A 12,884-nucleotide genomic window follows, 5' to 3' on the forward strand; every position below is an offset into this window, starting at 1 on the left:
GACAGATAATATCTGTTGATATCCGAATAAATAAGGATGCGTTCAAAGCAAAGAGCGAAATATACCCGTCATATTTCAAGTTGCCTATGCGTTGGCTGCGTTAGTTCACCTCAGCCACATCGTATCTGTGTGCCTGGGAATTCACTCCCCGGACTTCCTGCAACTGGAATTATTTAGGGCATACGAGAATTAATTAACATTTCATGCATCGCGAGAAACTCTTTTTTAACTAAAAAAAGAGGCGACTGCTTGCACCAAAATTTCAAGGAGATCGTTATGTCTAAAGCTATTTTTTTGGGTGACTCAATTTACCCCTGGCTAGGCATGCGAGAAATCCTACGTGGCTCATCATTATATATTGATATCGCGTACCATTCCTCCCAGACGCTTTCTGCCGTCCAAACGCTATCTCATGAAACGGATTGCATCATTATTAATCCTGACAAATCAGATTTTTTAAAATATGCCAGGATTATCCGCAATATGGCTATACGACCATCCACAACGATCATCGTGTTAGCCGATGAAGCCACTTTTTCTATTTTTCAAACTGTTTGCGGAATGGCTCTGCAGTTCCTCGATCAGGACACCAGCCTTGATCAGCTATTGCAAACAATCACCTGTATCACAAACAACAAAAAGCTAAGCAATATCAAAGAACTACAGATAAAAATAACGACCAACGAATTCAATGTGATGATGATGCTAGCCCGGGGGTGGTCACTGACACAAATCGCCGGCGTATCGCAAAAAAGTGAAAAAACAATCGGGGCGTACAAAAGCAACATTGCCAGAAAGCTGGGTAAAAGTAATACCCGGCTCAAGTACACCATTTCTCACTATAGCCAGCCGTAACTGACTTATTTAAGGATAGTAATCACGGTTAATTATTAAAGATTTTCTTTCGGCTCGTTTTTTAATTCCGCATAGCCCGGAAGGGATCACTGTTTTCGAAAACCGACATACCGGGTAGCACATCCGCGTGCCAACCATAGCCAACAACTCAACGTATTAACACATACATAACAGGAATGTAGACGAGGGTTATATATGAATAAGGTTTACAGCATTATTTGGAACGCGGCACTCGGTATCTGGGTTGTCGTCTCTGAATTAACCAGAGGTAAGAAGAAAAGCAGTTCCCGTAAAACTGTTGCGGTACTGGCAGCCAGCGCATTAAGTGGCGCTACGATGATGGCTTCAGCGGCGCAGATTACCGCGACGGGCGAGCGAAATATTTCTGACGACTTCCAGAACGGTATTTCTGCGGACGTTTATCAGGCTCCCCACGACTACGGCTTCTTATATGAAAATAATACCGCCAGTCAGGAACTCAATATCAGCGGCGCAATCCCGACGATTAATCCCGGTCAAAGCGGCGTTGTAGAATCAACCACCATCAGTGAGTTACTGCGAACAGGCAAAATCACGCTGCAGGCCACCAGCCCAGGCCAGGGTGCCAAAACAATCACCAAACCTGAAGAGCTGGCGGAATACCTGACGTATAACCAATCGGCTGAGCCTTCTCAAAGCGAAAACTTCAAGGTGGTTGACCCGGCATTCCCGGACGGATCCGAAACCATTAAGGTCTTTGATACCAATGTGTTAAGTAGTTTTCTTACTAAATCGCAAGTCGGCGATTCCGTCTTAAATACTTATGATGCAACCAAGTCTGAAATCTATAAGCAGTTTGGTATCGCACTGGCAACCCATGGCGCCACGGCCAACCTGAATATAGGTAATGACACGCTCCATGTACGCGACAAAGCCAATACCATCGAGTTACTGGCCAAAGACTCCTCCTTACTGGAAGCACAAGGCACCAACAGCCAGGTAAACTGGCAGTCTGACAACTATATAAAATTTAACGCAGCACCCGTGGTCCCCACACAAACGTTCACCGGCTCAAAGCAAACCTCTGTCTTTGGCGATGATGTGTCGCTGATGACTTATGGCTATGACGCAGATGGCAAGGTTATCGAAACCGGGGTGCGCACATTCACCATTACCAGTACGCAGGAGTTGGCCGATTTTAACGACTTCCTGTTGGGCAGAAGTGACGACGCCGCAGAAAATGCCAATGGGGATAAGGTCAGCCAAATCCAATTGTGGCTGGATGCTAAAGAGGTCACAACCGTTACAGCAGCACAAGCAAAGTATGCCGGGTATATCGATAGCTTAATTCATTCCAGTCAGCCGTCTGACGAACTCACCTGGGACTACAAAGTCTGGACCGATGGCGAGTCACATATCAACAACGCCACTGCCGCGAGCGGTGAGTTGCATGCCATTTATGCCAACGGCGCTGGCACTACCGGCACCCTGAACAAAGGGGCGATAATCGCCGTTGACGGCAGTATTAATGGCGTCATGAAAGCCATAGACGGCGGGGTTATCAACAACCTTGGCGAGCTGAACGCGCTACGCAGTTCTGGTGGGCAAAGCCTGGCGATTGGCATGTTGGCGCTAAACGCCGAGGCAACCAACCACGGGACTATCAACTCAGGTCTGTTCATTGATAAAGACGGTAATCAAAACGTCAACAGCTACGGCGCATTCGGTATGCAGGGACAAGGTACCAGTGTTGTCACCAACGAAGGCACCATCAATCAGGCGATCACCACCGATAACTTCGGCACCGCATCTGCCGCCGATCCCTGGAGCAAAGATGTCCCGGATGCTTCGCTGACGCTGGCCATTGGTATGCAGTTGTCCGGCGAGGCAAAAGGCGTCAATAACGGCAATATTAACGTCGTCGACGGACGTAAAAACGGTGCGTCTTACGGTGACGGCACCGCCTTTGGCGTGGAAGTTGCGGGAAATGCGACCTTTACCAACAGTGCCGATGCCGCTATTTACCTGGGGCGTGACGCAAGTAACCTGACCCAGGATGTCATCATGCCCGGTGGTGCCAGCCTGAGCGCCGGGATTATGACCAAAAGCACCCAAGAGGTTATTAACAACGGTCTCATCACCTTGGGCACCGGTGTCCGTAACGCGGCAGGAATTTTGATCGGCAACGCAACCGGCAACGTACTGAATACGGGCAACATCGTCATCAACGGTAATGGGGATGCGGGAAACAGCAAGAACTACGGTATCTCCGTGCGTGACAGCGGCGCGGAAAATAATCAGCAAATCAGAAACGACGGCAAGATTAACGTCAACGGCACGAATAACGTGGGGATCCACGTCAGCGCCAACAAAAAGAACGCCGCAGTGACCACCAGCGATACAGGTTCCATTATCGTAGATGGTACGGGTGGCATCAACGATCGTAACTATGCAGTCTGGGCTGAAGGTGGCACCAACGGACAGGCGACAGTCAACGTCTATTCCAACATCATATTGGACAAGGTCGGGAATATCGGCGTGCACGTACGTGATAACGCCATTGCTAACGTCGACAACCTGAGCAGCCCGGTGTTCAACAACACCGATCAGATTGGCTATTATCTGTATGGGGAAGGCGCTACCGCCAATATTGGTCAGGCGGTGATGAATGACAACGGTAAAGAACGTACCACCATTTTCCGTATTGCCAATGGTGCATTGTTGTCCGGCGACCCCAACGATCCGCAGAGCCCGACCCAATCTAACCTTGATCTCACCTTAAGCGGCAAAAACTCTGTTGGCGTTCTCGCTACCGGCGCAGGCAGTAAAGTCGATACTGGTGAAGCCACATTTACCGTGCAGGGTAGCGATTCCGCAGCGCTGGTCATCGAAGGCGGCGCCAGCGGTAATATCAGCGACAAAACCACCATTAATTTAACCGGTGAACGTACCGTTGCCGGGGTGGTTGATGGCCAGGCGCATCAGCTCAATGGTCGCAATCAGGACAATGCCACCAGCACGACGCTTACCTCAAACGCGAAGATCACCTCTGAAGCCAGTGGCAATGAAGTGATTGCCTATATAGCGAGAAATCTGGGTAACCTGATCCTCGATAGCGAATCGAGTATCAATCTTGCCAGCGTCGATAGTATCGGCGTGGACGTTCAACAAGGCGGGAGTCTGACCAATAAATCCGCCTCCGCTCTGCATGTCAGCAACGGTATCGGCGTTCGCGCGTCGGGTGCCAGTGCGCAAATTAATCAACTGGGCCAGGTTAAGGTTGATGATGGCACCGCTGGCGTATTGCTGACGGAAGGGGCCAGCCTGCAGATTAACGGCATTAGTGGCGACAGCATTACCACCAACGGCACCGCCGATGGCATTCGTCTGGCAGATAAAGCCGGCGACCTGTCAGCGCAGCATGTGAAGATCCGTGCTGATGGCACGGGCGCAGGCATTCAAAACGATGCGAACAACACTAATATCACTCTGCAAAATGTGACCATCGATGCCAACGACGGCGCGGGGATCCGCACCAGCGTTGCCCTGAACATGAAAGATGGGCTTGATAACATCCTGAACGTCAATGGTAAAGGTACCGGCTTCGCTTTTGAGCAGCACGACGGGAGCGCGACAACGGGTAACCTGGCCATCGGTAAAGGCTATACCATTGAGGTACTGAATAGCGAAGGCAGCGGTATTCGCGCCAACACAAACGGTAAAGTCACTACCAGTGCCGATATCAATGTGCGAAACGCCGCCGGTGGCTCTGCCATCATCGCGAAAAACGTCAGCGCGTTGACCAACAGCGGAAAAATTGTCTCAGCCAGCACCACGGCTCCAGTGATTGACGCCAGCGGCGACAGTAATAAAACCATTACCAACACCGGTACCCTTCAGGCCCTGACCGACACAGCGGTGGCTATCGAATCGGGCAAGGGCAATGACACGATTGATATCAGTAAAGGCACGACCAGTGGCGTGATCAACACGGGTGAAGGCACTGATACCTTTAACTGGCGTAGTGGCTCTTTTGCGGGCGAAGTGAATTTCGCGGGGGCCAGCGGTAACAATAAAGCCAATATTGGCGACGTTGAACTGAATGAGACCCGCCACATCACTACGAAAGCAGGTAGCGGCAACGCCCTCACCTTCACCGATACACACGGCCTCAGTGCAAAAATTGGCAGCCTGAGCGGCGATAACCTGACCACCGGCACCAACATCGGCACGGGGTGGGATTCACTGACGATTAGCGGTCAAAAGGCGGATATGCGTATTGTCGACCGTCTGGAACTGGCCAGCCAAACCATTGCCGTTACCGGCGGTGCAACGCTGCGTACAGGCGATCACGGTGAATCCACCAGCACCGCGGCAACGATTGCTGATTACGATGTGACGACTCAAGGCCCAGACAGCCGGGTCATCTTTGATACCCAGGGTGATAACACCGCAGCGCAAATCTATAACGGTACTATCAGCGGCGACGGGAAGTTCGAACGTGCGGCAGGCGGTACCACGGTATTTACCGCCAACAACAGCTACAAAGGCTCTACCACCATTGAGCAAACAGGTACGTTGCAGTTAGGTTCCGGCGGAAATACGGGTGAAGTCAGCGACGTTTCTGACATCATCGATAACGGCATACTGGTAATTAATCGCGCCAACGACGTCCTGCTGAACGGCGTTATTTCCGGTACCGGTGCACTGCAGCAAATAGGTGGCGGCATTACCCGTCTGGCCGGCAACAACATCTATACCGGCGACACAACGGTCACCCACGGCACGCTGTTGGTGAATGGCGATCAAAGCGCGGCACGTGGCGCAACCACCGTCAGCGGCACATCCACTCTGGGTGGTAATGGCATTATCGGCGGCAACGTGTTGATGAACGATGCCACAACGATTAGCGCTGGTGACGGCGGTGCGGGTACGTTATCCATTAACGGTAATCTGCAGCTTGGCAGCAAAACGACGTCCGCCTTCGAGCTGGGCCAGGCCTACACACCGGGCGGTAGTCTGAATGACCTGATCAACGTCAAAGGCGATCTGCAACTGGACGGGACACTGGATGTCACCACGTCATCGGGCGGGAATTTCGGTCCTGGTGTGTACCGTATTTATAACTACGGCGGTACGCTGAATAACCAGACGCTGGAGTTAGGTGCGGTACCGGACACTCAGGATAAGAGCAACATTTTTGTCCAGACCTCTATCGACAAACAGGTCAACCTGGTAAATGCCAATGGCGTGACCCTGCAATTCTGGGATGGCGCAACCACCAGCCAGAACCACGGCTTAACGGGCATCGAAGGCAACAGCAAGATTGACGGTGGCGATGGTAAATGGATGGCGATCGGTGCTCAGGGTGACAACAACTGGACGACAGCGACCGGCGAGGGCAACGCCCCGTGGGCGCAGAAATCCTTCGCCGTGTTCACCACCCAGGGTGGCACTGTTACCGTGGATAACGCTGCAGGTGACGTCAACTTCTCTGGTGCGCAGTTTGATGCCGATGGTTACGTCGTAAAAGGCGATGCACTTAACGCCTGGGCCACCACAGAAAATGCCACCCATGCGGGGCAGACACCGGGAACCGGTGAACTGTTGCTGCGCGTAGGCGCCGGTGGTGCGGGACAAAACTTTACGGCAACCATTGAGTCAATCCTTCGTGAAGCCAGCACCAACGACAAACTGACACTGGTGAAAACCGACCTCGGCCGTCTGATCCTAAGCGGGGATAACACATATCGCGGCGGCACGCGAATTGATGGCGGTACGTTGCAGATCTCCTCTGACAGCAACCTCGGCCAGAGCGGCACCGATTTGGCGATTAACAACGCCTCCACGCTGCAAATGGGCGCGGACTTGACCAGCAATCGCACCATTGAGCTGGGCGCCAATGCTAATGCGGCCGTATTCGATCTCAATTCGCACCACTTCACGCCGACCGGCGAGATTACCGGTGATGGCAAACTGAAAGTCACCAGTAGCTCAAGCGATGCGGGCAGTACTCTGACGCTCGACCGTGCCAACAGCTACAAAGGCGACACAGAAATTGCCGGTACCGGTAATAGCAACAATGTGACGGTCAATGCCAGCAAAACAGGGGTATTCGGCAGCAACGAGAGCAGCACCATCACGGTTAATAATGGGGCAACGCTTAACGTCAGCGGCGCAGATACCCGTCTGCAATCATTGACCATGAACATTGCCGACAGCCTGTTAACGCTGGCAGATACCGTCACCGCCGCCAGTGCCAAACTGAATCTGACAGGTAAAGCCAAAGCCGTACTCTCAAACAACGCAACAGCCGGTGACGCGACGGTCAGCGTGGCGAAAGACAGCACACTGGCGCTGGAAGACAATGCCAGCGGCGGGAATGCCATTGTGACCAACAGTGGGCTGATGACCATGGCCGATGAGGCGATGGCAGAAAATACTCGCGTGGAAAACCTTGCAGGCGGTCTGGTAGATGTCAGCGCAGTCAACAGCGCGACTTCCATCGGTTCATTGTCCGGTGCGGGTAATGTCGAACTGGGCAATAAAGAATTGTCGCTGGGGAATCTGGTGCTTCCGGAGCCTGACACCATCAGCGGCATTATCAGCGGCAACGACGGCAGCCTGGTGAAAGTGGGTAACGGTACGTTAATCCTGACAGGCGACAACACCTACACCGGTATCACGGATGTCAATGAGGGTGTGTTGCTGGTCAACGGCAATCAATCTGCTTCTACCGGACAGGTCACAGTGAAATCGGGTGCCACCCTCGGCGGAAACGGTATTATCGGCGGCGCGGTTGATGTGCAGGATAACGGCCACATTACTGCCGGTGCCGCCATCAATAGCGTGGGTAAACTGACTACCGGTTCTCTGACGCTCAGCGATAACGCCCAACTGGATTATCAGTTTGGACAGGCTTATACCCCGGGCGGTGCTTTCAACGACTTGATTGACGTGAATGGCGATCTGACGCTCGACGGTAAGCTCAACATTGAAACCTCACCGGGCGGTAGCTTTGACGTTGGCGTCTATCGCGTCATTAACTACACCGGCACATTGACTAACAATGTGATGGATATTGCTAACGCGCCGGAAGCGGCTGACAGCCTGTACGTGCAGACGTCGGTGAAAAATCAGGTCAACCTGGTCAACCATGCCGGGCTGACGCTGCGCTTCTGGGATGGTACCGGTGGTGAAAATGGCGAGCTGAAAAATAACGGCGTCATCAACGGCGGTGATGGTATCTGGCAGTCAAGCCAGGGGAACGACAACTGGACGACGGATGAGTCTACGCCAGAAGGCGCGCTGAACGCACCGTTTACCGATGCCGCATTTGCCGTCTTCCAGGGGGAAGCCGGTAATGTGACCGTCGATAACAGCAAAGGCGACGTGATCATCAGTGGCGCACAATTCGCCACCGACGGTTATCGTGTAGGCGGTGAAGCCATCACTACCGATACCGCCAATACCTTAATTCGCGTCGGCGATGGCACGGTCGATGGTATCAACTACACCGCAACCATTGATAGCGTGATCCGCGGTACCGGTGGTCTGAATAAAGGCGACCTCGGTACCTTGATCCTGACAGGCAACAACACCTACAGCGGCGGTACGACTATCACCTCAGGGACGCTTCAGGTTGCAGGCGATACCAACCTCGGCGCAGCAGAGACCGGAATCACCTTCAACGGCGGTACGCTGAAGTATGGTGAAGCGTTTGATACCGCACGTCAGGTTACGCTGGAATCTGGTGGTGGGACATTCGACACCAACGGACATGATGTATCCCTGCTGACGGAAGTCGAAGGTAACGGTCAACTGACCAAAACCGGTAAAGGTTCACTGACGCTGACACTGGATAACACCTATACCGGCGGTACCACCATCGAACAAGGTGTATTGCAGCTCGGTACCGGCGGTACGATAGGTAGCATTGAAGGGGACATCGTTGATAACGGCGTGCTCAACGTTAATCGCGCCGATACGCTAGCGTTAAGCGGGAACATCAGTGGTGCAGGCCAGCTGCATCAGACCGGTAATGGTACGACGGAGCTGCAAGGTCAAAACAGCTACAGCGGTGCAACACTCATCACCAGCGGGGTATTGCAAGCCGGTGATACCAACACCCTGAGTGCCGCCTCGCACCACTATGTTGTCGCGGGCACCACCCTGAATACCCAGGGTTATAACCAGACAGTCGCCGGGCTGAGCAACGGTGGCGATGTATCCCTTATCGGCCAGCAACCTGGCACAACCTTAACGGTAAAAGGGGATTACAGCGGCGAACAAGGCACTATCAACATGGCTGCCCGGCAGAATGCCGGCGGCACAGGTATTGCCGACCGACTGATTATTGATGGCGGTAAAGCCAGCGGAAGCACGCTGCTGGATGTCGACGGTTCCGGGCTCGGCGCACCGACCGTGGGTGACGGTATCGAAGTGGTCACGGCGCTCAATGGCGCAACGACGACGGCGCAAACGTCACGGGATGCCTTCCATCTTGTCGCTGAGCGTATGGCTGCGGGTGCCTTTGAGTATCAGCTCCACGCCGGGAATACACAGGGTCAGGGCGAAAACTGGTACCTGAGGAGTGAATATCGTCCGGAAACCATGCTGTACTCCGGTCTCGCCAGCGTCGTTCGCCAGGGTGACATCAGTCTGTTGGGCAACATGCACCAACGTATGGGTGATGAGGTTAAACCGGGTATTGATGAAGACAATCGCGCCTGGGCGAGAATGATTGGTTATTCCGGTAAAACCAAACTGGATGATGCAGCCGGTACGCAAACCAGCTCCCATACCATGGGTATTCAGGTCGGCGTCGATATGTACGCCAATGAAAGCTGGAAAGCCGGTATGTACACCAGCATTCTGGATATCGACAGCAATGTGAAAGGCAGTAAAACGGGCAGCAACGGCAAAGGCGGCAACATCGACGACAACGCATTTTACGTTGGCGGTTATGCCACCTGGTTCTCTGGTGACGGTATGTATGTCGATAACGTGCTGCAGTACGGGAACCATAAATCCCGCCTGTCGGCATCGGGTAACAACGGCTCTTACACCGTCAAAGGCAATACGCTGACGGCCTCAACTGAAGTGGGTAAAGCATTCCGTTTAGGTGCCAGCGCCTGGAGCCTTGAACCGCAGGCCCAGTTGATCTATCAGTACAGCGACTTTGATAACAGCACGCTGGATGGTGTAACCCAAACGAGGGTGAATATGGACACCGCCGATTCATTTACCGCGCGTCTGGGCGTGCGTCTGGTCGCGGACTACGACACCAACCATGGCAAGTTCCAGCCGTACGGCCGGGTAAACGTCTGGCAGGGTCTGGGTTCCAAAGATAAAACGCACTTCAGCAATGCGGTCGCCACCACCACACTGGAATCTTCACAGCAGTACTCCAGCACCGAGGTTGCAGCGGGTCTGTCGTGGTCTATCGATCGTAATCTGCAGGTCTACGGCGAACTGGGGACACAGTTCAGCAACGGCAGCAATAAATCGCAGGTTGAAGCCCCGGTCAATGCGTCTATTGGCTTTAAGAAATCGTTTTAAGCAGGCATAACCTCGCAAGCCCCCTGTTCACAGGGGGCTTTTTTTTGCCGTTCAGGGCCGCCTGATGCGCTACGCTTATCAGGCTGACAGACTTACCAGCAACGCGGAACAATCAAGGGATTGGGAAACGTAAATAAGGAGGGATTAACGGTTATATTGCGCTAACAGTGAAGGGATCTCTTCTGCCAACACCGGGGGAGAAATGAAGAAGCCTTGAATTTTGTCGCAGCCAATCTGCGTCAGGCGATCAAGTTGAGACTGGGTTTCGACCCCTTCGGCCAGGACTTCAATACCAAAATTGTGCGCTAAAGAAATGATGCCCTCAATAATCCTTGTCGATTTAGTGTCGGGCTCTATTTCGGTGACAAACTCTTTATCAATTTTTAAGGTATCAAAAGGATATTTCAGCAGATAATTAAGATTAGCGTGCCCGGTACCAAAATCATCGAGCGCTAATTTGACCCCTATTGCCTTCAGTTCCGTCATATTTTTCGCCGCTATTTGACTGTCACACAGCGGCGATGTTTCCGTTACTTCAATCTGGCATCGATGAACCGGAAGGCCGGAAGCGGCCAGGTTTTGTCTTATTCGTTGAGGTAAAAGAGGATCACAGAATTCAAGCGCAGAAATATTTACTGATAATACAAGAGGTTCAGGCCAGGCGCTCGCAACATTCCACGGTGGGCTGGCAACCATATCTTCAATTGAAAATATATTGCCACTGTCTTCCAGTAACGTGATAAACACATCAGGAGAAATCATACCCATCTGAGGACTGTTCCACCGCATTAATGCTTCAAACCCGCTAATACACTCGGTATGTAAATTAAAAATAGGCTGATAAACCATATAAAGCTGACTGGTATTCAATGCCTTTTCAAGCGCGGTGAGCACCTCATCGGAATTAAACATTCCCCCTCTCCCTCTACAAATCATATAAATTAAAAACCAGTCAAAATCACTCCCGAGTTGTACCTGCTGTTAAGTGCGCTACATCAGAAAAGAATAGCCAGGTTAGGGTAAAAAAGACATGCTGTGAGTAAATCTGACAATCAGTTTATTCAGATCAGAGGTATTAGCCAGTCCCAGCTTGGCGACAACTCTCATTTTATGCGCCTGAATAGTCTTATAGTTCAGACTAACCAGCTCAGAAATTTCCTTGGCAGAATAACCACTTACAAATAGACTGAGGATTTGTTGTTCTCTTTCCGTCAATCTTTTCTGCGAACGATACAGTCGGGGATTCCATTTCCCGACCGATAACGTTGCCAACTGAGAAAAATCACGTAATGAGGATTTCTCAGTCAATACTATCGTTTTTTCAACGTATAATAATTCAACACATAATTTCGCCACCAAACTATCAGCGACGATGACGACGACGCTATTATAAAACTTGAACCGGTTTTTATTCAAAAACTGCACAATGGCGGAACACGGCTGTTCATTGTTAATGATATTAAAAACCATTGTCTGATGCTGGCATAATGACGACTGCTGCAACATATCCTCAAACTGGAATGTTTTTATCGGCACATGTTTGCTTGTCAGGTAGGCAAACATACCGTTGCCCACAAAATTATCACTGCCACACATCAACATCCTGTTCACCGCTCCTTATAAGCTTCTAATTTTATTACTCATTAAAAATTTAATAATGGTTTTCTCAACTTCAGCCTCTTCACGACGGTTCTTAAAATCGAACTCGCAAGAAACCTGATGACAGGAATACAACTGATTATCCTCATCAAATTCGTTGATCGCGACGACATCAATGACTTTTAAATCAAGCTGAAAACTGCCGAACATATCAAAATCCAGAGCAGCATTTTTAATCACTGCATCCTTGTAAAGAAAACGGGCATTAACATCTTTAGCGATTAACGCACAGCCACCCTGAGAGATGTTTTTAATCTTAAGTGAGTAGTTCTCTCCGTTTTTGTAACGACCAAAACAGAAAAAATCGAACCCATTCAGAAAAGAAAACCGCTGATTCTGTCGCTGTTGGGCAAAGAAAATCATATCCGGGATGAGGTAGGATAATCCTGCCTCAGCACCTGTTGATGGGGTTGCTTCAAATCTGGCGCTAAATTTTATAATCCCGCTGTCACTGTGCAGGATAAAGTATTGGATCTTTTCAGGAATGATGTCTTCATGGCCGGTGACCACAAAGCGTTCGAAATCGATCCTTTCTAACTGCGTGATGACACTGGTGTTTTCACATAAAACTTCCAGCTTCGTCTTCTTATGCAGTTCTTCACGAAGGATAGCGATGATCTCAAACTTGTTGTCCTTTGCTAATCCAAAGTTCATTCTAAAACCCTTATTTCCATATTTAAGATATGTCTCGGCCCCGGTCTGATGACAGACAAAAACGCGAGATCAGCATCCACCCCTGGCGCCTAATTACCATAGTGGATTCCATGTCGAACAGTTGATTAAAACTTAAGTTTTTAACTATCTTTTGTCATTTATTGATACGTAAAAAC

General features: G+C 51.0%; 5 protein-coding genes. 2 read left to right on the forward strand and 3 right to left on the reverse strand.

The genetic code is table 11. The features are described 5' to 3' along the window. Positions 1–276: 276 nt before the first annotated feature. Positions 277–855: a LuxR C-terminal-related transcriptional regulator gene (locus NNO02_RS20780; protein ID WP_271455618.1), complete on the forward strand. Its 579-nt coding sequence runs from the start codon at positions 277–279 to the stop codon at positions 853–855. 195 nt (positions 856–1,050) lie between these two features. Then, complete coding sequence (locus tag NNO02_RS20785; protein ID WP_271455619.1) at positions 1,051–10,395, forward strand: autotransporter outer membrane beta-barrel domain-containing protein; 9,345 nt, start codon at positions 1,051–1,053, stop codon at positions 10,393–10,395. Between the two features lie 144 nt (positions 10,396–10,539). Here NNO02_RS20785 and NNO02_RS20790 read toward each other — a convergent pair whose 3' ends face one another. From NNO02_RS20790 to NNO02_RS20800, 3 genes are all read right to left on the reverse strand, one after another. Continuing rightward, entirely contained in the window at positions 10,540–11,307 is a 768-nt protein-coding gene (locus NNO02_RS20790; protein ID WP_271442689.1) for a putative bifunctional diguanylate cyclase/phosphodiesterase, read from the reverse strand. A gap of 102 nt (positions 11,308–11,409) precedes the next feature. Then, the gene (locus NNO02_RS20795) at positions 11,410–11,991 is read right to left on the reverse strand and encodes a helix-turn-helix transcriptional regulator (protein ID WP_271455620.1); all 582 of its coding nucleotides are present in this window, start codon (positions 11,989–11,991) and stop codon (positions 11,410–11,412) included. Positions 11,992–12,012: 21 nt separating this feature from the next. Further along, entirely contained in the window at positions 12,013–12,708 is a 696-nt protein-coding gene (locus NNO02_RS20800; RefSeq protein ID WP_271455621.1) for a flagellar brake protein, read from the reverse strand. Between the last annotated feature and the right edge of the window lie 176 nt (positions 12,709–12,884).

Source organism: Citrobacter sp. Awk 2 (assembly GCF_028069815.1).
Lineage (GTDB): Bacteria > Pseudomonadota > Gammaproteobacteria > Enterobacterales > Enterobacteriaceae > Citrobacter.